This window comes from Erythrobacter ani (assembly GCF_019204025.1).
GTDB lineage: Bacteria > Pseudomonadota > Alphaproteobacteria > Sphingomonadales > Sphingomonadaceae > Erythrobacter > Erythrobacter ani.
Window position 1 is genome coordinate 956,358 of record NZ_JAGSPB010000002.1, and the last position, 20,915, is coordinate 977,272.

The following is a 20,915-nucleotide window of genomic DNA, read 5'->3' on the forward strand; positions in this document are numbered from 1 at the left end:
CAATTTTCCATTCCAACAGTTTTGATTTTCTAAGGAGTTTTTTAAAATGGAAGCAGAAGCAGCCAAGCTCGTCGGCGCAGGCCTCGCAGCAATCGGTGCCGGTATGGCAGCCATCGGCGTGGGTAACGTCTTCGGCTCGTTCCTCGAAAGCGCGCTGCGCAATCCGGGTGCGGCAGATGGCCAGCAAGGCCGTTTGTTCATCGGCTTCGCCGCAGCCGAGCTTCTCGGCCTGCTGGCGTTCGTCGTCGCGATGATCCTGATCTTCGTCGCATAAGCGAACATGATTTAGCGGGCTGGCCGGCGAGTTCGTTCGCCAGCCCGTCAATCCTTTCATTGATCGCAGATTTCGGACCCGGCTCATGCCTCAGATAGCCCAACTCGCTGAATTCTATTCCAGCCAGATTTTCTGGGTGCTGGTATTCTTCGGCATCACGTTTTTCCTTATTGGACGCGGTATGGTGCCCAAGGTGATGGGCACGGTCGAACTGCGCGACAAGCAGATCGCCGACGACCTCGCGGCTGCTCAGGGCGCGCGCGATGCAGCGGATGAGCAGGAAGAAGCGTGGCGCGTTCGCGAGAACGAAAACCGTGCCGCTGCCCAGGCAAAAATTGCAGAGGCTAAGGCCGAAGCCGCGGCCAAGACCGAGGCGAAGCTGGCGAAATCTCAGACCCGTCTCGATGCGAAGCTGGAACAGGCCGAAGCCGAAATCGAAGCCGCGCGCGAAAGCGCCATGGCCGAGATTGAGGACGTCGCCGCCGAGGCCACACAAGACATCGTCGCGCGCCTCGCAGGCGGCAAGGTCGACAAACGCACTGCAAGATCTGCGGTAAAGAAGGCGCTTACCGATGCCTGATGCATTCACCATCCTCGCCGCGGCAGGCGCTGACTATGCACCGCCATCTGCCTTCGGCATCCAAGATTATGTGTGGGTGTCGCTGGCCATGCTGGTGCTCATCATCGTGTTTGTCTGGAAAAAGGTGCCAGGCATGATAACCGGCGGTCTTGATAAGAAGATCGCCGAGATCAAACAGCAACTGGACGAGGCAAAGAGCCTTCGCGCGGAGGCGGAAACGCTGCGTGATGAATACGCCGCCAAGATCGCCAGCGCTGAAGAAGACGCGCAAAAGATGATGGAAGGCGCACAGCGCGAAGCCGATGCCATCCTCGAAAAAGCTGAGACGGACAGTGAAGCGATGGTCGCACGCCGCAAGCGTATGGCCGAGGACAAGATCGCGGCGGCCGAACGTGATGCGGTCGCAGGCGTCAAAGCCAAGGCTGTCGAAGCAGCCGCCAGCGCCTCGCGAAAGCTCATTGCAGAGCGTCATACCAGCGAGGCCGATGCAAAGCTGGCCGACGAGGTCATTTCCTCGCTCTGAGCGGAAGGTTCAGTTTCGAAAACGGAAGGGCGGTCCTGCTGCAAACCAGTGGGAACCGCCCTTTTTCGTATTCAGCTTCCCGGTTCGAAGATCACTTTTCCAACGAGTTCACGATTCTTCATTGCCTCGAACCCCTCGCGCCATCGGCTGAGCGGCAGAACCCGGTCGATCGCTGGCGAGATCTGTTTGGTGGATGCCAGCTGAGCGATGGCGGCAGTGATCGACGCACCGCGTCCGGGAAAGCGGCGCGCATATTCCCCTGCGCGCAGGCCCACGATCGAGAACCCTTTTATCAATGGTATGTTGGCCGCGACCGTCGCGATACGTCCGCTCGTAAAACCTACAACGACCAATTTGCCCCCAAAAGCCGTGCATCTCGTCGACTCGTCGAAAATATCGCCGCCGACCGGATCGAACACGATGTCAGCCAGCGCACCTCCGGTGGTTTCGCTTACCTGCTCCCTGAACCTCCCTTCGGCCAGGATGACCTCATCGGCCCGGTAAAGTTCGGCGACCTTCTCACGCTTTGCCTCCACACCCGTTGCAGCGATAACCTTGGCACCAAGCGCTTTGGCAAGATCTACAGCTGCGAGACCGACACCGCCACTCGCGCCGTGGATCAGCACCCACTGGTCCGCTTGCAAGTCACATAGTTCGACCAACCCTGTATACGCTGTAGAATAAGCGGCGCCCATCGCTGCGGCCGATGCATAATCGACGCCTTCCGGGATCGGCGAAAGACCACGCACCGGAATGCTTGCGATTTCGGCAAAGGCTCCGATCTTGTTCCCTCCCATTACCCGGTCACCGGGTGCGAATCCGCTGTCTGGATCGGCTTCGATCACCTGCCCAGCTAGTTCGAGTCCGCTGATGAAAGGGGGTTCGGGTTTGAACTGGTATTCGCCGCGCGTCATCAACAGGTCGGGATAGTTCAGCGAGGCAGCATGGACTCGGACCAGCACTTCATCGGAACTACGGTTGGGGGCCCTCCCATCGACGAACTCCACCCCGCTGAGGTCGCTGCTAAGCTGTTGAACCTTTAACGCCTGCACAGTCGTTAGAAATTGTCTTTGGCTTGGCGCAGCGCGGCAAAGGTTTCGTGTGGTTCGCTGCCGCCCCATTTTGCCATCATTGCAGGGTCGTCCGCGCGCAGAAATGGATTGGTGGCGAGTTCGCGTTTTAGGACGGTGGGCACGGTCGGCTCGCCCCGAGAGCGTTTATCTTTGATCTCGTCGACATAGGCATGGAGTGCCGCGTTGTCAGGATCGGCGTGCAGCGCGAATTCGGCGTTCGCCTCCGTGTATTCGTGCGCGCAATAGAGCGTGGTGGCGGTCGACATGCGTTTGATCCGCTCGAGGCTCGACCAAAACTGCTTGGGCTCTCCTTCGAACATTCGCCCACACCCGAGCGCGAAAATTGCATCGCCCACGAACGCCATGCCCTCTTCCACGATGTGATAGGCAATGTGACCGTTGGTGTGGCCCGATACGTCGATAATGTCAGCGCGGTGTTCGCCAAGGTTCACGCAGTCGCCGTGGCTGACGACGCGGTCGATTGGAGACAGCTTTTCAACTTCTTTGGGTGCGAGGACGCGCGCGCCGGTGGCCTCGACAATGGCCTTGTTTCCGCCTGCGTGGTCAGGGTGCCAGTGTGTGTTCCAGATATGGGTGATGGTCCAGCCTTTGGCCTCGGCCTGTTTCAGATACTCTGCGGCATCGGGCGTATCGATCGCTGCGGTTTCATTCGTGACCGAATTGTGCAGCAGGAAGCCGTAATTATCGGACAGGCAGGGGAACTGATGGACAGTAAGCATGCGCTCGATCCTACATCGGGTCGTCCAATGAGAAAAGGCCCGCTCTCCCGAAGGGAGAACGGGCCTTTGATTTTGCCATAATGGCGGTTGGTTTAGTCGTCGCTCTTCTTCAGAGCTTCGCCAAGAATGTCGCCGAGCGATGCGCCGCTGTCGGATGAACCGAACTGCTGCACTGCTTCCTTCTCTTCGGCGATTTGACGCGCCTTGATCGAGAAGTTCGGCTTCTTCGAACGGTCGAAACCGGTGACCATTGCGTCGACCTTGCTGCCAACCTGGAAGCGGTCGGGACGCTGCTCGTCGCGGTCGCGGCCGAGGTCCGAACGCTTGATGAAGCCGGTCGCACCATCGTCGCCAACCTGAACTTCGAGACCGCCATCGCGGACTTCGAGAACGGTGACAGTGACGGTCTGACCCTTGCGCAGCGCGCTGGCATCGGCGCCATCTGCCGAAGGCGCGCCCTTTTCGAGCTGCTTCATGCCGAGGCTAATGCGCTCTTTCTCGACATCGACGTCAAGAACGACCGCCTTGACCTGTTCACCCTTGCGGTGAAGCGCCAGCGCGTCTTCGCCCGAAATGCCCCAGGCGATGTCCGACATGTGGACCATGCCGTCGACGTCGCCGTCGAGACCGATGAACAGACCGAACTCGGTAGCATTCTTGACTTCGCCTTCGACTTCGGCGCCAACCGGATACTTCTCGGCAAACTCGTCCCAAGGATTGCCCTGAGCCTGTTTGAGACCGAGCGAAATCCGACGCTTTTCGCTGTCGACTTCGAGGACCATCACTTCGACTTCCTGCGAAGTGCTGACGATCTTGCCAGGGTGGACGTTCTTCTTGGTCCAGCTCATCTCGCTGACGTGAACGAGGCCTTCGATGCCTGCTTCCAACTCGACGAAAGCACCATATTCGGTGATGTTGGTAACGGTACCCGAGAGCTTCGCGCCCACCGGATACTTCGCCGCCACGCCATCCCACGGATCGCTTTCGAGCTGCTTCATACCAAGGCTGATGCGCTGCGTATCGGAATTGATGCGCACGATCTGCACAGTTACGATCTGGCCGATTTCGATGATCTCACTCGGGTGATTGACCCGCTTGTAGCTCATGTCGGTGACGTGCAGCAGGCCGTCGATGCCGCCGAGGTCTACGAATGCACCGTAATCGGTGATGTTCTTGACCACGCCGTCGATAACCTGACCTTCGGCCAGCTTGTCGATCAGCTCGCTGCGCTGTTCGGCGCGCGTTTCTTCGAGAACGGCTCGGCGCGAGACCACAATGTTGCCGCGGCGACGATCCATTTTCAGGATCTGGAACGGCTGCGGCATGTCCATCAGCGGGGTGACATCGCGCACCGGGCGGATATCCACCTGGCTGCCGGGCAGGAAGGCCACTGCGCCGTCGAGATCGACGGTGAAGCCGCCTTTGACGCGACCGAAGATGCGGCCTTCGACACGGGCGCTTTCGCCAAATTCGTTTTCAAGCTTGTCCCAAGCCGCTTCGCGGCGGGCGCGGTCGCGGCTGAGCATTGCTTCGCCGTCGGCGTTCTCCACGCGGTCGACATACACTTCGACTTCGCTACCGACTTCGAGACCATGCTCGTCTTCGCCGCGCGCGAATTCCTTCAGATTGATGCGGCCTTCAGATTTGAGGCCTACGTCGACCACGGCCATGCCGGCTTCGATCGCAGTTACGGTGCCTTTCACAACGCGGCCTTCGAAACCGTCGCTGTCGGCGCCGCCGAGTTGTTCGTTGAGAAGCGCTTCGAAATCGTCGCGCGTAGGGTTGGGCGAAGTCGCCATAAGAGGAATAATCCTGTCTATCGTTTTGCTACCGGCCACCGGTTTTCCGGGGTCTTAAACTGCCTCCCACGCACCATTGCGAGGGCTAGCAGGGCAAGAGGCCGACGTCTGCGCGAGGCCGGATGCCGCCGCTCAGGTCCATACAATCATTCCGAAGTATTCCGGGGATTGCGGGGACGGGCGCGCGACTAAGCGATCCGGGCTGCGAAAGCAAGCGGAATGCGCTGTGTTGCAGGTCGGCCAAGCCTAGCGAGATACGGGCCGAGTGCCGCTGATTTTTCTTCAGCAGCCTACTGTTCAGGCAGGGTCTGCTCCACCGCCTCCAGTACTGTTTCGAATACCTGATCGCGGTCGAAGCTGGTCGTGTCGATGATGAGCGCGTCCGGCGCAGCTTTCAACGGGGCGTCGGTTCGATTGATATCGCGGGCGTCGCGCCTTGCTATGTCTGCTTCGACCTCGGCCAATTGCACCTCGATGCCGCGATCCGTCATCTCGAGCCATCGCCGCCGCGCACGCTCCTGAACGCTCGCGGTGATGAACAGCTTCACATCGGCTTCCGGCGCGATGACCGTGCCGATATCGCGTCCATCGAGGATTGCGCCGCCGGGCTGCGTCGCGAATATCCGTTGCCGTTCGAACAGCTTTTTCCGGACGCCGGGATGGACAGACACCCGGCTCGCCAGGCCTCCGACATCCTCTGAGCGCAGGATGTCATCTGCCAGCAATTCATCGTCGAATTCGCATGCGGTGACCGCATCCGCCTCGACATCGGGGTTACCGCCGTTCAGCCAGACCTGCTGGCCGACCGCGCGATAGAGCAGGCCGGTATCGAGGAGCGGAAGATCGAGATGCGCTGCAAGCCTTCTTGCAATGGTGCCCTTGCCCGACGCGGTCGGGCCGTCGACGGCGATGATCATGAGAAAATGTCCTTGGCCTTTTGCCGCGAAAGCGGGCGGCGCTCCCTAGGACGCCAACGAAAATGAAGCACCATCAATCCTACGCCGGCTGCGGCAAGATTGATGCCCAAAAGCATCCAGTCGGCGGCGCCATCGTTCCAGTAGAGCGCCGAGCCGACGGCGAATACGACAAGGATAGCGGCGGCGAAGATGCGGCGTCTAATCACGTCGGCTTTGTGTCGCGGCGCTTGCGAGCGCGCAACGCCTTGAAGAGACCGAAGATGGCTATCGCAGCCCAAAACCCCTCCAGCACAAGGCTGGGCCAATTGGTGTGAACCATCAGTGACACTGTTAGCAACGCGGCGCCAGACAAGTTGACGCCGTGCAGAACGAACGGGTTCGGCTTTTCGACATAAGTGAGATAGGCGTACGCGCCGATAATGCAGGCAGTGCCAACGAAGCCGACATAGCTCGCCCAATCGAGATCAGCGATCACTGCGTTGCTCCTGCCAGAAGGTCCATGAATGTCGGAAAGCTCGTCGCAATCGGGGCGGTGTCGTCAACGCGCACTCCGGAGCGGCTCGCCAGGCCAGCAACCGCCATGCTCATCGCGATGCGGTGATCCAGATTCGTCTCGACGCTGGTGCTTTCCGGTGTGCCGGTGAGCGGATCGCCGCCGGTGCCGTGAATCGTCAGGCCGTCATCGTGTTCTTCCACGCGCGCACCTGCTAAAGTCAGCGCTTCGGCCATGACCGACAGCCGGTCGCTTTCCTTCACGCGCAATTCTTCGAGTCCGCTCGTGCGCGTAGTGCCTTGCGCGAGCGAAGCGGCGACGAACAGCGCGGGAAATTCATCAATCATGCTGGGGGCGAGCGCAGGGTCTATATCTGCTCCGGTCAGTGCCGAATGGCGCACCTGCAGATCGGCCACCGACTCGCCGCCAACATCTCGCGGGTTCAGCTCGTCGATCGATCCCCCCATTTGGCGCAGGGCGTGCACAATTCCTGCGCGTGTCGTGTTCATTCCGACATTCTCGATGATGATGTCGCTTCCCGGTACAATAAGTGCTGCCACGATGAAAAAGGCTGCTGATGAGGGATCACCGGGGACTACAACGCATTGAGGGGTGAGATCAGCCTCGCCATGGATTGAGATCAGGCGCTCACCATCCTGCTTGCCGATTTCTATATGCGCTCCGAAGCCTGCAAGCATCCGCTCGGTATGATCGCGGGTTGCGATCGGCTCGATCACGCTAGTGATGCCGGGCGTGTTGAGTCCTGCAAGCAGCACCGCGCTCTTTACTTGCGCGCTGGCGACCGGAAGTCGGTAGGTTATCGGGGTTGCCGGAAGAGCACCGCGCAGCGTCAACGGCAGGGTTCCCCCGGAAGAGGCCTCGAAATTTGCGCCCATCTGCGAAAGCGGTTCGATTACTCGGTTCATCGGGCGCCCCGACAAGCTGGCATCGCCGGTGAAGGTCGCACTGAAGCCCTGGCTGGCCAGCAATCCCATCAAAAGCCGCGTCGATGTTCCGGAATTGCCCATGTTGAGCGCCTGTCGCGGCTCCAGCAGGCTACCAGCACCAACGCCGTGGACGCGCCATGTGCCGCTATCGCCGCGCTCGATACCGGCCCCCAGCTGCCGCATGGCGGATGCGGTGGCGAGTACATCCTCTCCTTCCAACAAGCCATCAATCGTGCTCTCGCCTACGGCAAGCGAGGCAAACATCAACGCGCGGTGGCTGATCGATTTGTCGCCGGGAACGCGGATAGTTCCCGTGAGCGGACCGGAAGTATGAAATGTGTGGGCTGGCAATTGCGAAGGTCCGTGATTACGTCGGCGTCCGAGACGCGTTGCTTTGACAGTGCCCCGTGCATCTGGCAAGGCGCGCCGCGATCTTGATTCCGGTATGATCCGGTCCCAATAAAATACGAAATCACGCAGCCGCCAGATGGGCGGGCAAGACTAAGGATTTAGTGAGAATGGCCAAGCCAGAATGGGGCACCAAGCGTTCCTGCCCCAAATGCGGGGAACGCTTCTACGACCTCGGCAACGATGAGCCTGTGACCTGCATCGAGTGCGGCGAAGAATGGTACCCCGAACCGGTGCTGAAATCGAAGCAGCCGATCCCTTTCGATGATGCCAAGAAGAAGAAGGATGGCGAGGCCGACAGCGATCTTTCCGGCGACGACGATGAAGATGATGAACTGAAAGACATCGAGAACATCGACGACGAAGAAGATTCGCCCGATAACGACGTCGATCTCGGCGGAGACGATGACCTTGGCGTGGCCAAAGGCAAGGGCGACGACGACGACGACGACAATTAATTCTTGCTTTTCGCAGGGAGCGGTCTTATCGGAGCGCTCCCTTGCGAGAGCAGGGTTTTGGCCTTATATTTCGTAGGGTCACAATCGATGAAACGGGGCCTTAGCTCAGCTGGGAGAGCGCAACACTGGCAGTGTTGAGGTCAGCGGTTCGATCCCGCTAGGCTCCACCATCGATCAAGATTCAAGTCGAACCTTCTTGAGAAGGTTTCGCACGCTGGCCAACGAGGTTTCGTTCGCCGGCGTTTTTCGCGTTTGATCCATGTCGCGATTGGCATGAGGGAGTTAGAGACGATGTTTGACAATCTGTCCGACCGCCTAGGCGGCGTCTTTGACAAGCTCAAAGGCCGCGGCGCTCTTAAAGAGCAGGACGTGCGCGATGCGATGCGCGAGGTGCGGATTGCATTGCTTGAGGCAGATGTCGCCCTGCCGGTTGCGCGCCGTTTCATCGACGCGGTTACGGAAAAGGCTGTCGGTCAGGAAGTCCTGAAAGCCGTCAGCCCCGGCCAGCAGGTCGTCAAGATCGTCCATGATGAGCTTGTGCGTACGCTCGGCGGTGACCCCGACGATCCGCAGAGCTCCATGGCGGGTGAAGGTCTGATCCTCGAAGCGAAGCCGCCGGTGGTCATCATGATGGTGGGACTCCAGGGCTCCGGTAAGACAACTACGACCGCGAAGCTTGGCAAGCTGATCCGTGAGAAGCACGGCAAGAAAGCGATGATGGCCTCGCTCGACGTCAACCGTCCAGCGGCACAAGAGCAATTGGCTGTGCTAGGCGAGCAGGTAGACATCGCCACATTGCCGATCGTCGCCGGCCAGCAGCCGGTCGATATTGCGAGGCGTGCCATGGAATCGGCGCGGCTCCAGAATTTCGATGTCCTGCTACTCGACACGGCAGGGCGTTTGCACGTCGATGCAGCGCTGATGGCGGAAATGAAGGCGGTCAGCCAAGTTTCTACGCCAACCGAAGTGCTGCTGGTGGTCGACTCCCTGACAGGTCAGGACGCGGTCAATGTCGCCAAGAGCTTCACCGATGAAGTGCCGCTCACCGGCGTCGTCCTGACGCGTATGGACGGCGATGCACGCGGCGGTGCGGCGCTGTCCATGCGTGCCGTCACCGGCAAGCCGATCAAGTTCGCGGGCACGGGTGAAAAGCTCGATGCGATCGAACCGTTCCGCCCCGGCTCCGTCGCCGACCGGATTCTCGGCATGGGCGACGTTGTCAGCCTTGTCGAGAAAGCGGCGGCGACGATCAAGGAGGAAGAGGCCGAGCAGCTTGCGAAGAATTTTGAGAAGGGCAAATTCGACCTCAACGACCTGCGCATGCAACTGAAGCAGATGCAGAATATGGGCGGGCTAGGGATGCTCGCAGGCATGATGCCGGGTATGAAGAAGGCGAAAGCGGCGATGGCCGCATCGAACATGGACGACAAGGTGCTCGTTCACATGGATGCGATCATCGGATCGATGACGGCGAAAGAGCGTGCGCATCCCGGTGTGATGAATGCCAAGCGCAAGAAACGCGTCGCGGCGGGCAGCGGCACTGACGTGCAAACAGTCAACAAGCTGCTCAAGATGCACCAGGAAATGGGCCGCGCCATGAAACAGATCAAGAAAATGGGCGGGCTGAAAGGTCTTGCGGCCATGTTCGGTGGCGGCGGTATGCCCGAAATGGGTGGCCCTGGCGGCGGTATGGGCGGCCTCGGTGGCGGAATGCCGCCCGGCGGACTTCCCGGTCTCGGCGGTCCGGGGTCCAAAAAGTAACTTCTAATAAACTGACATGAATACAGATATTTAAACTCGAAAGGTAATTTCAAATGGCAGTAGCAATCCGGCTTTCGCGCGGCGGCGCAAAGAAGCGTCCGTATTATCGCATCGTCGTATCCGATTCCCGCAGCCCGCGTGACGGCAAATATCTTGAGCAGATCGGTACCTATAATCCATTGCTCGCAAAGGATGACGAGAACCGCGTGAAGCTCGACGAAGACCGCGCCAAATATTGGCTCGGTGTTGGCGCGAAGCCTTCCGACCGCGTCCTGCGTTTCCTCGATGCCGCGGGCATCATGGAGCGGGAAGCGCGCAACAACCCAAACAAGGCCGAGCCTGGCGAGAAGGCCAAGGAACGCGCTGAAGAAAAGGCTGAGAAGGCCAAGGAAGCTGAAGAAGCAGCCAAGGCTGCAGCGGAAGCCGAAAACGATGCAACCGGTTCGGCCAAGTCGGAAGAGACCGCTGAAGCCGTTGCTGACGCTGTTGAGAACGAAGGCGACACCGCTGCAGACGAAGCGGCAATCGCGGAGCAGACTGCAGAAGGCGGCGAAACCAACGAGCAGGCTGATGACACCGTTGCTGAAGAAGCACCGGCCGATGACGCCAAGGAAGACACCGCGGAAGAAAAGGCCGAGTAAGCCTCTCTCATGCAAGAAAACAACGATGCGCACCGGACCGTGGAACTTGCCGCGATCACCGGTGCGCACGGTGTCTCGGGAGAGGTCCGCCTCAAGCTGTTTGGCGATGGTGTCGAAGCCCTCTCCCACCATAACTCATTCAACAACGGCGCTTTGACGCTGAAAAAAGTGCGTTCGGACAACAAAGGCGGAGCGATTGCACGCTTCGCCGAGGTGAGCAGCCGCACCGATGCCGAGAAACTACGCGGGACGGTCCTCACGGTGCCGCGCGATGCGCTGCCCGAATTGGAGCAGGACGAATTCTACCATGCCGATCTCATTGGTCTCCCTGTGCAAACCGATGACGGCGTTGCCGTTGGCAAGGTGATCGGCATCCAAAATTTCGGCGCGACTGACATTGTCGAGATCGAGAAAGATCCTGCGCCAGCGAAAGGAATGAAGACCTTCATGGTGCCGATGACCGCGGAGGCTGTAACGGACTGGGATGTGGCGCGAATGGTGATTGCAAAGGAGTTCGCCGAATGACCAATACCCCAAGCACTCTCAGCGTCGCGATTTGCCAGGCTGCACCAATTCCGCTCGATTTCGATGGAGGTATCGAGAAAGCAACGCGCCTTGCGCGTGAAGCGATTGAGGCTGGGGCGAAGCTCGTCGCGTTTGGCGAAACCTTCCTCGGAGGCTATCCGCTGTGGCTCGACGAGGCACCGGGTGCGGCTTTGTGGGACCATCCGGGGACCAAGGCGTGCCACCAGATCATGCTCGAAAATGCGATTGTCCCGGGTGACGAGCGGCTGCTGCCCTTGCAGGAATTGTGCGACGAAAGCGGCGCGCTGATATCGCTCGGTGCGCATGAGCGGGTGCGGCAGAGCCTTTATAACAACCAACTTCTTTTCCGGCCCGGAGAAGCGCCTCTCGATCACCGCAAGCTGGTGCCAACCCATGGCGAGCGCCTGATCTGGATGCGCGGCGACGGTTCGACGCTGGGCGTGCATCAGGCCGAATGGGGTCGGGCCGGAAACCTGATCTGCTGGGAACACTGGATGCCCTTGGCGCGCGCGGCGATGCACAATCTGGGCGAGAGCGTCCATGTGGCGGCCTGGCCGACCGTGCGGGAGGAATATGGCATCGCTTCACGTCATTACGCGATGGAGGGGCGCTGCTTCGTGCTGGCGGCGGGGCTGGTGCAATGGCGTGGCGACATGTTCGAGGGGCTGGAGCGGGTCGGCGGGAATGCCGACGTGAAAGCGCTGTTCGAAGCTATCGAGGGCGACACGCTCAACCGCGGCGGCTCCATGATTATCGCACCAGATGCGCGGGTACTGGCGCAGGCCGGCGAGGGCGAGGAAATCCTCCACGCCGAGCTGGACCTCTCAGAAATCGGGCAGGGGCTGGCGAGCCTCGACACAGACGGCCACTATTCGCGGCCCGATGTGTTTGAGCTTAGTGTCGATACGCGGGCGAAGGATGGGGTGAATTGGAAGACATAACATCATTCTGGCTTCCGGTTGTGCTTGTGCCCATCATTATAGCGCATGCGGTCGCATTTGCTCTTGGACGGGTGTTGAGCGTTCGGTTTGATCGGATACCTGACCCGCTGAAGGTGACTGTGGCCGGTCTTTCTCCCACTCTTGCGGTGATCGGATATTTCTGGATTTGGCAGAAGATTGACTTGGCTTTGCTACAGGAACCGCCGGTCGCGGAATACTATATGGGACCAATGGTATTCCTAATTTATGGATGGCCGATTTTGCTGGCGGTCGCCATCGCCAGCTTCTTTTTCGCAGCGCATGTTTTTTATGGTCGCAAGAAATTTCCGCGCAAATGACCTTCGCCGCCACCATCCTCACCCTCTACCCAGAAATGTTCCCCGGGCCGCTCGGCACGTCGCTCGCAGGCAAGGCGCTCGAGCGCGGCGACTGGTCCTTCGCGACCGTCAACCCTCGCGACTTCGCCACCGATAAGCACCGCACCGTTGATGACACGCCAGCCGGCGGCGGGGCGGGGATGGTGCTTAAGGCCGACATCCTCGGCGCGGCGGTCGATCACGTCATTGAGCGACAACCGGATGCGCCAATCCTCGCCATGACCCCGCGCGGCAAACCGATCACGCAGGAGCGCATTCGCGAGATCGCCTGCGGCCCCGGCGTTACCCTAATCTGCGGCCGGTTCGAGGGCTTCGACGAGCGCCTGTTCGAAGCCCGGCCCGAGATTGAGCAGGTTAGCCTTGCAGACATCGTCCTTTCGGGCGGAGAACCCGCCGCGCTCGCCATACTCGATGCTTGCATTCGGCTGCTTCCCGGCGTAATGGGCGCGGCTTGTAGCGGGCATGAAGAGTCGTTCGAAGACGGCCTCTTAGAATACCCGCAATATACCCGACCTCAGGAATGGGAAGGGCGCACGATCCCCAAAGTGCTGCGATCGGGGGATCATGCGAAGGTTGCGGCATGGCGTAAAGCCAAGTCGGAAGAGATCACTCGGTTACGCAGGCCGGACCTTTGGGAACGTCATGAGGGCGTTCGGGACCAGTCTGCCTCTGGCGCGCGGCGAAAGAACAAGGAAACGGACCAGTGAACCTGATCCAGCAAATCGAAGCCGAAGAAATCGGCAAGGTCGAAAAAGAGATTCCCGAATTCCGCGCGGGCGACACCGTTCGTGTCGGCGTGAAGGTGACGGAAGGCAACCGCGAACGTGTGCAGAACTTCGAAGGCGTCGTAATCGCGCGTTCAAACCGCGGCATGGGCTCCAACTTCACCGTCCGAAAAATGAGTTTTGGCGAAGGTGTAGAGCGTGTCTTCCCGCTTTATGCGCCGATCGTTGACAGCATCACCGTGGTGCGCCGCGGCGTCGTGCGCCGCGCGAAGCTGTACTATCTGCGTGGTCGCACCGGTAAGCGTGCGCGTATCGCCGAACGCCGGGACAACGCACCCAAGGCATAAGCCTCTCGCAACAGCGAATTCGGAAGGGCGGTCCTGTGCGGGCCGCCCTTTTTCATTGGGCCTCTTGCCATTGGCTGGCGCTCTTGCAAGTGAAGCGAGCAATTCATTCGAATTGAGGGGCTTTCCTTGACATGCGTCTATCCATTCTCGCCGCTACAGCCGCCATTCTCGCCGCTTCGGCAACCGCGGACGACCACACGGTGAACCGACCAGGGGACCTCTCGCTAGAGCGCGTTTTCGCCTCGCCGTCCCTCGACGGACCAGCACCGCGGCAGGCAAAGCTCTCTCCTGACGGGCGCTATCTCACGTTGCTGCGCAACCGAGAGGATGAGCGCGAAAGGTACGATCTGTGGGGCTTTGATGTGTCGACCGGAGAATGGTCGATGCTGATCGACAGTGAGGCGCTGGGAAGTGGCCGCGAGCTTTCCGAAGATGAAAAAATGCAGCGCGAGCGTGCGCGGGTCGGCAATCTGAAAGGGATCATTTCCTATCAGTGGGCAAGCGATGGTTCGGGGGTCTTGGTGCCACTTGATGGCGATCTTTACTTCGTCGAACTCCATGCGGAATTCATCGACGAGACCGGTCACGCACAAACCGGCAGTGTACCGCGACAACTGACTGATACGGAGGCGACCGAGCTCAATCCGAAACTGTCGCCTAAGGCTGGCTACGTATCGTTCGTGCGCGACCGCCAATTATGGGTCGGAGAAGTCGGCAAAGAGCCCGCTCCGATAACGCCGAAGGAAGGCGAAACAATCCGCTGGGGCGAAGCGGAATTCGTTGCTCAGGAGGAAATGAGCCGCCTCACGGGATATTGGTGGGGTCAGAACGACCAGCGGATCGCTGTCCAGCGAACCGATGAAAGCCCGGTCGGCATCGTCACCCGTGCGGCTATTGGCGCCACAGGGACGAAGGTTTTCGATCAGCGTTATCCCGTTGCAGGCAGTGACAACGCGTTTGTCGAACTGTTCGTGATGGATCCGGATGGCGGCAATCGCGTGAAGGTGGATCTCGGTGGCGAAACCGATATCTACCTCGCCCGTGTCAACTGGGGGCCGGACGATTACCTCTATGTCCAGCGGCAGAACCGCGCGCAGACCGTGCTCGACATGTTGAAGGTGGACCCCGCCACTGGCGAAAGCGAGATATGGTTCACCGAAAACGCGGCGCGCGATGATTACTGGATCAACCTGTCGGACAATTACCGCTTCCTGGCGGACGGTAGTTTACTGTGGTGGTCGGAGCGCGACGGCTACGGGCATTTCTACCGCTTTGACGGCGAGGACTGGCTTCGCCTTACCGGCGGTGCATCGCCGACGACGTCTCTAGTTGGTGTGAATGAGGAAACGGGCGAGTTTTTCTATCAAGCAACAGCAGACGTTCTTACCCAGCAGATCTACCGTGCCACGCTTGATGGATCAGGCCAGCCGCAATTGCTGACCGACAGCGATTTCGTGAATTCAGCGAGCATGGATGCCAAGGGGCGCACGCTTTACGTGACGCGGTCCAAGACAGACCAGTCTTCGCAAAGTTACCTGGCGGATACGTCCGGCGCGCGACTGACGTGGATCGAGGAAAACGCGCTCGACACCGACCATCCCTATGCCCCGTTCCTCGCGAGCCACGTCACGCCCGAATATGGCACGGTGGGCGCCAAGGACGGTACAGAGCTGCACTGGATGATGCTCAAGCCGGAGATGGAGCCGGGCAAGCGTTATCCGGTCTTCTACTACCACTATTCCGGCCCCGGTCCTCAGATCGTCGACAAGGGCTGGCAGGGCGCGCTTGCGCAGGCCATCGTCGACAAGGGCTACATCTACTTCGCGCTCGACAATCGCGGCACGGCCAATCGCGGGGTCGACTTCGAACAGCCGCTCTACCGCGCGATGGGCGGCGTTGAGGTGCGCGATCAGAAGGTCGGCGCGGAGTATCTGAAGACGCTCGACTTCGTCGATCCGGACAAGATCGCGCTCTACGGCTGGTCATACGGCGGCTACATGACGCTGAAACAGTTGCAGGCCGATCCAGGGCTGTATGCCGCGGGCATTTCAGGCGCGCCGGTAACCAAGTGGGAGCTATACGACACGCACTATACCGAGCGGTATATGGGCAACCCGCGCGAAGTGCCTGAAGCGTATGAAGCGGCGAGCGCTATCCCCGACGCAAATATGATCAGCGATCCGTTGTTGCTGATTCACGGCATGGCAGACGACAACGTCGTGTTCGAAAACTCGTCAGAGCTGATCAGTGTGTTGCAAGAAGGCAATGTCCCATTCGAGATGATGCTTTATCCCGGCTACACGCACCGCGTGGCGGGTGAGAACATATCACCGCACCTCTGGAACACGATATTTCGGTTCCTCAAGGCACATGGGGTCACGCCGCCGGAGTAATTACTCCGCCAGCCACCCCAAGATCACGGCCGCGGCCTCATGAGGCGCTTCGACCTGGGGGTAGTGACCGACAGTTTCAATCAGGTGGTGTTTTGCACCTGGCACCACTTCGCGCCATCGTTCGTATGCGTGCCGGCCGGAAACGGGATCGAGCGCCCCGTTGATAAGGCCGATGCGGTCTTGCGCTCTTACGAGTGCGCGTTCCCAGCGCTGCTTATGCTTTACGCGGTCGGCGATGTAGTGAAGCAGCTTGTGCGTGATCCGATTGCCTTTTTTGTGGCTGATAAACTCCCAGAACTCATCCAGTTCGCGCTCAGTCGGCTGCGTGTCCGGTCCGAAAACCTCGGAAAAGCCTTTGCCGAAACCTTTACGGCTCATCAGCAGCCCTACGAGAAATCCCAGGGGCGATACACCCAGCTTCTGGATGGGCCGAGGCCTATGCTGATCCGGAAAGATACCGCCGTTGAGGAAGACCATCCGTCCGAGACCCGTCACACCAGAACCATCCTGTTGCCGCGCCAGCAACTCCTGCCCGACCGACACTCCGTAATCGTGTACCAGCGCGTCGAATTGAGCGACGCGAAGGTGATCCAGCAGCGCTTCCTGTACATCCGCCTGGCGGTGGATCGAGTATCCGACCCGCGGCTTTTCCGACAGACCAAAGCCCAGCATGTCACATCCGATCAGGTGATGCCGTGTACCGAGCGTTTCCCAAACTTGAACCCAATCCCATGTACAGGTCGGAAAGCCGTGAACGAGCAATAAGGGCCGCGCATCGGGGTCTCCGCCCGTCCAATAGGCGATCCTGTCACCTCTAAACTCGAAATAGCGCGCCCTTGCACGCCAGCTCTGGGTATCCATTTAACCACCTTATACCTTGCCAAGCGACGGTAGTGCCGTCAGCGAGGCACGCAAACAGCTTTGAAGTGGAGTATGGGAATTGGGTTACCGCGTAGCCGTTGTCGGCGCGACCGGAAATGTCGGGCGCGAAATGATGCAGATCCTCGCCGAGCGGGAGTTTCCCGTCGATGAAGTGGCTGCTGTCGCTTCCAGCCGTTCGCAGGGCAGCGAGGTCGAATACGGCGACACCGGCAAGATGTTGAAATGCAGGAATATCGAGCATTTCGATTGGACAGGCTGGGACATTGCCTTGTTTGCGGCAGGCTCAGGCCCGGCGAAGGAATACGCGCCAAAGGCGGCGGCGGCAGGATGCGTGGTGATCGACAATTCGTCGCTCTATCGAATGGAACCGGACGTGCCGCTGATCGTGCCCGAAGTGAACCCCGATGCAATCGACGGTTACAAAGAGCGTAACATCATCGCCAATCCGAATTGCTCGACCGCGCAGCTGGTGGTGGCACTCGCTCCGCTTCACAAGGCTGCCACTATCAAGCGGGTGATCGTATCGACCTACCAATCCGTTTCTGGCGCAGGCAAGGCCGGAATGGACGAGTTGTTCGAACAAAGTCGCGCGATTTTCGTGGGCGATCCGGTCGAACCGACGAAGTTCACGAAACAAATCGCTTTCAACGTCATCCCGCATATCGATGTCTTCCTCGACGATGGATCGACGAAGGAGGAGTGGAAGATGATGGTCGAGACCAAGAAGATCCTCGACCCCAAGATTAAGCTCAACGCGACATGCGTGCGCGTACCAGTGTTTGTGGGCCATTCCGAAGCGGTGAACATCGAGTTCGAAAAGGAGCTTTCTGCAGAACAGGCGCAAGACATCCTGCGCGAGGCGCCTGGCATCATGCTTGTCGATAAGCGCGAGGACGAGGGCTACGTTACTCCGGTCGAGAGCGCGGGTGACAGCGCCACTTATATTAGCCGCGTGCGCGACGATCCCACGGTCGAAAACGGCATCACGCTGTGGTGCGTGTCCGACAATCTGCGCAAAGGCGCTGCGCTCAATGCGGTGCAGATCGCTGAATTGCTTGGACGGCGTCACCTGAAGAAAGGCTGATCGCGATGCGCACAATTCTCCTTACATTGGCAGCATTCGCGCTGGCGGCCTGCGACAGCGGGACAGTGCCAAGCCCGGCGGAACAGGCTGAATTGCGGGCCAGCAATCCGGTGGTCGAAAGCAACGAAGTCGCCCTTAATGCCGATGGTCTTATCGCCGGTCCAGAAGCGTTTTATTTCGCCGCCGGGCAGAACGAGGTGGAAGGAGCGCTCGCGCGAACCTTCGGTCAGGCCGGGGACTCTAGCGATATGCCCGATTGCGGCGTGGGACCGATGGTTTCCAGTCGGTTTCCAGGCGGTTTGATAGTCAACTACAAGGACGGCTCACTGGTCGGGTGGCTGTGGGAAGAAGAAAGCACCAATATCGGCGTCACCGGCGATCTTAGGATCGGCGCGGCCAGGGATTCGATCGAGGCGGAACCCGGTTTCGCCATGATCGAGGGGAGCACTCTGGGGGAGGAGTTTGCCATCGGCGACAGGATCGGCGGCTTCTTCGAGGACGGTGCCGTATCTGCTCTCTACGCAGGAACGCAGTGCTTTTTCAGGTAGGCATTCGCGGGTCAGTCGCGCTAAGCTGACGGGATGACCTTGAACGCGGACCTCTTCTTCAGCTTTCGATCGCCCTATTCCTACCTTGCCATTGGGCGCTTCCGCGCGCTGAGCGAAGAGTTTGACATCGACGTCGCGCTGCGGACCGTTTGGCCGATTGCCATCCGCGATCCCGACATCTTGTTTAGCGGCAACCCGGCGGCGCCAAGATATATCCTCATGGATTCATTCCGGTCGGCGCAGATGCTCGGTATTCCGTTCCGTTGGCCTCGGCCCGACCCCGTGGTGCAAGACTTGACGACGCGTCAAATCGCCGACGACCAGCCCCTCATTCGCCGCGTGTGCAGATTGGGACAAGCGGCGAGTCGGCAGGGCAAGGGGCTGGCCTTTGCCGACGAAGTATCGCGTATTATCTTCTCGGGCGAAGTCGACGGGTGGAATGAAGGCGACCATCTTGCACGCGCGGCGAACCGTGCCGGTTTGGATCTCGAAGAACTTGAAACCGTTGTCGCAAGCGATGCTGGTACTCTTGATGCCGAGATTGCCGCCAATCAGGACGCTCTCGAAGCAGCGGGCCATTGGGGCGTGCCCACACTGGTTTTTGAGGGGGAACCATTTTTCGGCCAAGACCGGATTGAGATGGCCAAGTGGCGCATGGAGCAAAAGGGCCTGCAAAAGCGGTGAGGGGCGGGCTGTCAGGCGAATGCCTTTGCGGCGTGGTCCGGTACACGCTCGCCGATGGTTTCCGTCTCAAACCGTATGCGTGCCACTGCACGGATTGCCAAACCCGCACAGGTTCCGCTTTCAGTCTGCATATGCTGTTTCGCATCGATGATCTCACCATCGAGGGAGACTTGGACATCGCCGAATACCACCAACCTAGCGGGGCCGAGGCGAAAGTATTCGGATGCCAAAAGTGCAAGGCCCGGATCTACGCTGTAAATAACGTGCGCGAGGGTTTCGGGTCACTGCGCTGCGGCACGCTGTACAACAGTCATGAGATTGTACCCGCAGCGCATATCTGGGTCCGGAGCAAGCAGCCGTGGATCGCACTTCCCGATGACGCCAAAACCATGGAGACGAACCCGGAGACCGCTGAAGAATGGGTCAATCTGGTGGGGATCGCTTGATAATGATTAGCCAAGATTTTGCTTCGTTCGACGGGACTGAGCTTGCTGTCCACAGGCTGGGCGAGGGTAGGCCAGTCGTGCTGCTACATGGCCTCTTCTCCAGCGCCGCGATGAACTGGATCAAATGGGGCCATGCCGAAAAACTCGCTGAGGCGGGCTTCACGGCCATCATGCTCGATTTTCGCGTTCACGGTGAAAGCGCGTCGCCGACCGACCCCGCCGCTTATCCGGCGAGAGTCCTGGTGCGCGACGCTGCAGCTCTGATCGAACACGCGGAGCTCGAAGATGGCGGATATGATCTTGTCGGTTTTTCACTCGGTGCGCGTACAGCGATCCACGGTTGTGCGACCGGCGTTCTGCGCCCACGGAGGCTGATCGCGTGCGGCATGGGCGTTGCCGGCCTTGCGGATTGGCAGCGCCGCTCCGCGTTCTTCAAGCGGGTGATCGACGAATTCGATACGATCGAACGCGGTGATCCTGCCTATCTCTCGAGGCAATTCCTGAAGTCGCAGGGTGTCGACCGGGTAGCGGCGCGGCTCTTGCTAGACGCATTCGAGGACCTCGATGCGGCGATGTTAAGTGACATAGATCAACCTTCATTGGTCGTTTGCGGTGAGAAGGATGACGACAATGGGTCGGCAGAAGATCTGGCGCGGCTTTTGCCCAATGCACTGTATCTGGAGATTCCCGGCGGACATCTTGATAGTGCGACGAAACCCGAGTTAGGCGATGCTATCGTCGAGTTTCTAAGCCAGACATGACACGTAAGGCGCCCGATCTTAAGTATTGGCTGATCGGGCTCGCCATTTTCGTTGGCTTGGTCGCGGCAAGCGCGCTCCTGCGGGGCGATGCGCCTTACGGGATAGTCGATCATCAGGCGGCCGGTACTGCGCGGCAGGTCGACATCATACAGGCCAGCTGGCGCGATTCCGAGCTGACCACGATCATGACGATCTCCATGCTGGTCGATCTGATTTTTATCGGCGTCTACAGCTTCGGCTGCTGGCGTGCTGGTCGGAGCTTCATCGCGTTCGGAAGCGCAGCAATGAAGACCATCGGCCTTGCGGTCATAAGTGCTGCGGCGGTATTTTGCGTGACCGACTATATCGAGACCATTTTGCAAGTCGTTCAGATGATCCGCGCGCAAGGCTCCGACTGGATGGCAGCAGCGGCGGCGACTGCACAGCCTATAAAGATCGCCGCGTGGATCGCGACATTCATCGGAGTCCTGATCGGCATGATCGTCTGCATGAAAAAGAAGAGCGACGCTTGATTCAGGTCGCGCGCAGGTTCAATCAGATCATCGTCGCAGAACCCACATTTTTCAC

26 protein-coding genes and 1 tRNA gene are annotated in these 20,915 nt (G+C 59.5%); 19 read left to right on the plus strand and 8 right to left on the minus strand.

Going from position 1 to position 20,915, the window contains the following annotated elements:
* Positions 1-46 precede the first annotated feature (46 nt).
* The 3 genes from KCG45_RS11590 to KCG45_RS11600 all read left to right on the plus strand — a co-directional run bounded on the left by KCG45_RS11590 (position 47) and on the right by KCG45_RS11600 (position 1,377).
* Positions 47-274, plus strand: a complete 228-nt coding sequence (locus tag KCG45_RS11590; protein ID WP_027442220.1) for a F0F1 ATP synthase subunit C — start codon at positions 47-49, stop codon at positions 272-274.
* An 85-nt stretch (positions 275-359) separates the two neighbouring features.
* Complete coding sequence (locus KCG45_RS11595) at positions 360-854, plus strand: F0F1 ATP synthase subunit B family protein (RefSeq protein ID WP_218317364.1); 495 nt, start codon at positions 360-362, stop codon at positions 852-854.
* The gene (locus KCG45_RS11600) at positions 847-1,377 is read left to right on the plus strand and encodes a F0F1 ATP synthase subunit B family protein (protein ID WP_218317365.1); all 531 of its coding nucleotides are present in this window, start codon (positions 847-849) and stop codon (positions 1,375-1,377) included. Before KCG45_RS11595 ends, KCG45_RS11600 begins: the two co-directional genes overlap by 8 nt.
* A gap of 71 nt (positions 1,378-1,448) precedes the next feature.
* On the opposite strand, the gene KCG45_RS11605 is transcribed toward KCG45_RS11600, so the two are convergent.
* The 7 genes from KCG45_RS11605 to aroA form a co-directional block, all read right to left on the minus strand.
* A complete protein-coding gene (locus KCG45_RS11605; protein WP_439648923.1) occupies positions 1,449-2,384 on the minus strand; it encodes an NADPH:quinone oxidoreductase family protein in 936 nt (311 codons plus the stop codon).
* A gap of 50 nt (positions 2,385-2,434) precedes the next feature.
* Complete coding sequence (gene gloB, locus KCG45_RS11610; protein WP_218317367.1) at positions 2,435-3,190, minus strand: hydroxyacylglutathione hydrolase; 756 nt, start codon at positions 3,188-3,190, stop codon at positions 2,435-2,437.
* A 92-nt stretch (positions 3,191-3,282) separates the two neighbouring features.
* Positions 3,283-4,989, minus strand: coding sequence for a 30S ribosomal protein S1 (rpsA, locus tag KCG45_RS11615; protein ID WP_218317368.1), 1,707 nt, complete (start codon positions 4,987-4,989; stop codon positions 3,283-3,285).
* A gap of 290 nt (positions 4,990-5,279) precedes the next feature.
* Positions 5,280-5,906, minus strand: a complete 627-nt coding sequence (gene cmk / locus KCG45_RS11620; RefSeq protein ID WP_218317369.1) for a (d)CMP kinase — start codon at positions 5,904-5,906, stop codon at positions 5,280-5,282.
* Entirely contained in the window at positions 5,903-6,112 is a 210-nt protein-coding gene (locus KCG45_RS11625; RefSeq protein ID WP_218317370.1) for a hypothetical protein, read from the minus strand. Before KCG45_RS11625 ends, cmk begins: the two co-directional genes overlap by 4 nt.
* Positions 6,109-6,381 carry a CBU_0592 family membrane protein gene (locus tag KCG45_RS11630; RefSeq protein WP_218317371.1) on the minus strand — a complete coding sequence of 91 codons (273 nt, stop codon included), beginning with the start codon at positions 6,379-6,381 and terminating at the stop codon, positions 6,109-6,111. Before KCG45_RS11630 ends, KCG45_RS11625 begins: the two co-directional genes overlap by 4 nt.
* Positions 6,378-7,697, minus strand: coding sequence for a 3-phosphoshikimate 1-carboxyvinyltransferase (gene aroA, locus KCG45_RS11635; RefSeq protein ID WP_218317372.1), 1,320 nt, complete (start codon positions 7,695-7,697; stop codon positions 6,378-6,380). The genes KCG45_RS11630 and aroA overlap by 4 nt, the downstream gene beginning before the upstream one ends.
* A 167-nt stretch (positions 7,698-7,864) precedes the next feature.
* On the opposite strand from aroA, the gene KCG45_RS11640 reads away from it, so the two are divergent.
* The 10 genes from KCG45_RS11640 to KCG45_RS11685 all read left to right on the plus strand — a co-directional run bounded on the left by KCG45_RS11640 (position 7,865) and on the right by KCG45_RS11685 (position 15,943).
* Entirely contained in the window at positions 7,865-8,212 is a 348-nt protein-coding gene (locus tag KCG45_RS11640) for a TIGR02300 family protein (protein ID WP_218317373.1), read from the plus strand.
* A 94-nt stretch (positions 8,213-8,306) separates the two neighbouring features.
* Positions 8,307-8,382 (plus strand) — tRNA-Ala (locus tag KCG45_RS11645).
* A gap of 121 nt (positions 8,383-8,503) precedes the next feature.
* The gene (gene ffh / locus KCG45_RS11650) at positions 8,504-9,973 is read left to right on the plus strand and encodes a signal recognition particle protein (RefSeq protein WP_218317374.1); all 1,470 of its coding nucleotides are present in this window, start codon (positions 8,504-8,506) and stop codon (positions 9,971-9,973) included.
* A gap of 53 nt (positions 9,974-10,026) precedes the next feature.
* Complete coding sequence (gene rpsP / locus KCG45_RS11655) at positions 10,027-10,614, plus strand: 30S ribosomal protein S16 (protein WP_218317375.1); 588 nt, start codon at positions 10,027-10,029, stop codon at positions 10,612-10,614.
* A 9-nt stretch (positions 10,615-10,623) separates the two neighbouring features.
* On the plus strand, positions 10,624-11,139 hold the full coding sequence (gene rimM, locus KCG45_RS11660) for a ribosome maturation factor RimM (RefSeq protein ID WP_218317376.1): 516 nt from the start codon (positions 10,624-10,626) through the stop codon (positions 11,137-11,139).
* A complete protein-coding gene (locus KCG45_RS11665; RefSeq protein WP_218317377.1) occupies positions 11,136-12,101 on the plus strand; it encodes a carbon-nitrogen hydrolase family protein in 966 nt (321 codons plus the stop codon). The genes rimM and KCG45_RS11665 overlap by 4 nt, the downstream gene beginning before the upstream one ends.
* Positions 12,089-12,439: a hypothetical protein gene (locus KCG45_RS11670; RefSeq protein WP_218317378.1), complete on the plus strand. Its 351-nt coding sequence runs from the start codon at positions 12,089-12,091 to the stop codon at positions 12,437-12,439. The genes KCG45_RS11665 and KCG45_RS11670 overlap by 13 nt, the downstream gene beginning before the upstream one ends.
* On the plus strand, positions 12,436-13,185 hold the full coding sequence (gene trmD / locus KCG45_RS11675; protein ID WP_218317379.1) for a tRNA (guanosine(37)-N1)-methyltransferase TrmD: 750 nt from the start codon (positions 12,436-12,438) through the stop codon (positions 13,183-13,185). Before KCG45_RS11670 ends, trmD begins: the two co-directional genes overlap by 4 nt.
* Positions 13,182-13,550 (plus strand): 50S ribosomal protein L19, encoded by a 369-nt coding sequence (rplS, locus tag KCG45_RS11680; protein WP_369410780.1) that lies wholly within the window; start codon positions 13,182-13,184, stop codon positions 13,548-13,550. The genes trmD and rplS overlap by 4 nt, the downstream gene beginning before the upstream one ends.
* 131 nt (positions 13,551-13,681) lie before the next feature.
* Positions 13,682-15,943, plus strand: a complete 2,262-nt coding sequence (locus KCG45_RS11685) for a S9 family peptidase (protein WP_218317380.1) — start codon at positions 13,682-13,684, stop codon at positions 15,941-15,943.
* Here KCG45_RS11685 and KCG45_RS11690 read toward each other — a convergent pair whose 3' ends face one another.
* Positions 15,944-16,804 carry an alpha/beta fold hydrolase gene (locus KCG45_RS11690; RefSeq protein WP_218317381.1) on the minus strand — a complete coding sequence of 287 codons (861 nt, stop codon included), beginning with the start codon at positions 16,802-16,804 and terminating at the stop codon, positions 15,944-15,946.
* 79 nt (positions 16,805-16,883) lie between these two features.
* Here KCG45_RS11690 and KCG45_RS11695 point away from each other — a divergent pair, with 79 nt between their 5' ends.
* The 6 genes from KCG45_RS11695 to KCG45_RS11720 are packed head-to-tail and all read left to right on the plus strand — an operon-like array spanning position 16,884 to position 20,860.
* The gene (locus KCG45_RS11695) at positions 16,884-17,909 is read left to right on the plus strand and encodes an aspartate-semialdehyde dehydrogenase (RefSeq protein ID WP_218317382.1); all 1,026 of its coding nucleotides are present in this window, start codon (positions 16,884-16,886) and stop codon (positions 17,907-17,909) included.
* A 5-nt stretch (positions 17,910-17,914) separates the two neighbouring features.
* A complete protein-coding gene (locus KCG45_RS11700; protein ID WP_218317383.1) occupies positions 17,915-18,457 on the plus strand; it encodes an aspartate-semialdehyde dehydrogenase in 543 nt (180 codons plus the stop codon).
* Positions 18,458-18,490: 33 nt separating this feature from the next.
* Complete coding sequence (locus KCG45_RS11705) at positions 18,491-19,141, plus strand: 2-hydroxychromene-2-carboxylate isomerase (RefSeq protein ID WP_218317384.1); 651 nt, start codon at positions 18,491-18,493, stop codon at positions 19,139-19,141.
* The gene (locus tag KCG45_RS11710; protein ID WP_218317385.1) at positions 19,105-19,587 is read left to right on the plus strand and encodes a GFA family protein; all 483 of its coding nucleotides are present in this window, start codon (positions 19,105-19,107) and stop codon (positions 19,585-19,587) included. The genes KCG45_RS11705 and KCG45_RS11710 overlap by 37 nt, the downstream gene beginning before the upstream one ends.
* Before the next feature lie 2 nt (positions 19,588-19,589).
* Positions 19,590-20,348: an alpha/beta fold hydrolase gene (locus KCG45_RS11715; RefSeq protein WP_218317386.1), complete on the plus strand. Its 759-nt coding sequence runs from the start codon at positions 19,590-19,592 to the stop codon at positions 20,346-20,348.
* Positions 20,345-20,860, plus strand: a complete 516-nt coding sequence (locus tag KCG45_RS11720) for a hypothetical protein (protein WP_218317387.1) — start codon at positions 20,345-20,347, stop codon at positions 20,858-20,860. Before KCG45_RS11715 ends, KCG45_RS11720 begins: the two co-directional genes overlap by 4 nt.
* Positions 20,861-20,915 lie beyond the last annotated feature (55 nt).

Excerpts from the sequence above, each read along its gene's own strand:
- KCG45_RS11590 (WP_027442220.1), top strand. The coding sequence starts at position 47 with ATGGAAGCAGAAGCAGCCAAGCTCGTCGGCGCAGGCCTCGCAGCAATC.
- KCG45_RS11595 (WP_218317364.1), top strand. The coding sequence starts at position 360 with ATGCCTCAGATAGCCCAACTCGCTGAATTCTATTCCAGCCAGATTTTC.
- KCG45_RS11600 (WP_218317365.1), top strand. The coding sequence starts at position 847 with ATGCCTGATGCATTCACCATCCTCGCCGCGGCAGGCGCTGACTATGCA.
- gloB (WP_218317367.1), bottom strand. The coding sequence starts at position 3,190 with ATGCTTACTGTCCATCAGTTCCCCTGCCTGTCCGATAATTACGGCTTC.
- rpsA (WP_218317368.1), bottom strand. The coding sequence starts at position 4,989 with ATGGCGACTTCGCCCAACCCTACGCGCGACGATTTCGAAGCGCTTCTC.
- cmk (WP_218317369.1), bottom strand. The coding sequence starts at position 5,906 with ATGATCATCGCCGTCGACGGCCCGACCGCGTCGGGCAAGGGCACCATT.
- KCG45_RS11640 (WP_218317373.1), top strand. The coding sequence starts at position 7,865 with ATGGCCAAGCCAGAATGGGGCACCAAGCGTTCCTGCCCCAAATGCGGG.
- ffh (WP_218317374.1), top strand. The coding sequence starts at position 8,504 with ATGTTTGACAATCTGTCCGACCGCCTAGGCGGCGTCTTTGACAAGCTC.
- rpsP (WP_218317375.1), top strand. The coding sequence starts at position 10,027 with ATGGCAGTAGCAATCCGGCTTTCGCGCGGCGGCGCAAAGAAGCGTCCG.
- rimM (WP_218317376.1), top strand. The coding sequence starts at position 10,624 with ATGCAAGAAAACAACGATGCGCACCGGACCGTGGAACTTGCCGCGATC.
- KCG45_RS11665 (WP_218317377.1), top strand. The coding sequence starts at position 11,136 with ATGACCAATACCCCAAGCACTCTCAGCGTCGCGATTTGCCAGGCTGCA.
- trmD (WP_218317379.1), top strand. The coding sequence starts at position 12,436 with ATGACCTTCGCCGCCACCATCCTCACCCTCTACCCAGAAATGTTCCCC.
- KCG45_RS11685 (WP_218317380.1), top strand. The coding sequence starts at position 13,682 with ATGCGTCTATCCATTCTCGCCGCTACAGCCGCCATTCTCGCCGCTTCG.
- KCG45_RS11690 (WP_218317381.1), bottom strand. The coding sequence starts at position 16,804 with ATGGATACCCAGAGCTGGCGTGCAAGGGCGCGCTATTTCGAGTTTAGA.
- KCG45_RS11700 (WP_218317383.1), top strand. The coding sequence starts at position 17,915 with ATGCGCACAATTCTCCTTACATTGGCAGCATTCGCGCTGGCGGCCTGC.
- KCG45_RS11705 (WP_218317384.1), top strand. The coding sequence starts at position 18,491 with ATGACCTTGAACGCGGACCTCTTCTTCAGCTTTCGATCGCCCTATTCC.
- KCG45_RS11715 (WP_218317386.1), top strand. The coding sequence starts at position 19,590 with ATGATTAGCCAAGATTTTGCTTCGTTCGACGGGACTGAGCTTGCTGTC.
- KCG45_RS11720 (WP_218317387.1), top strand. The coding sequence starts at position 20,345 with ATGACACGTAAGGCGCCCGATCTTAAGTATTGGCTGATCGGGCTCGCC.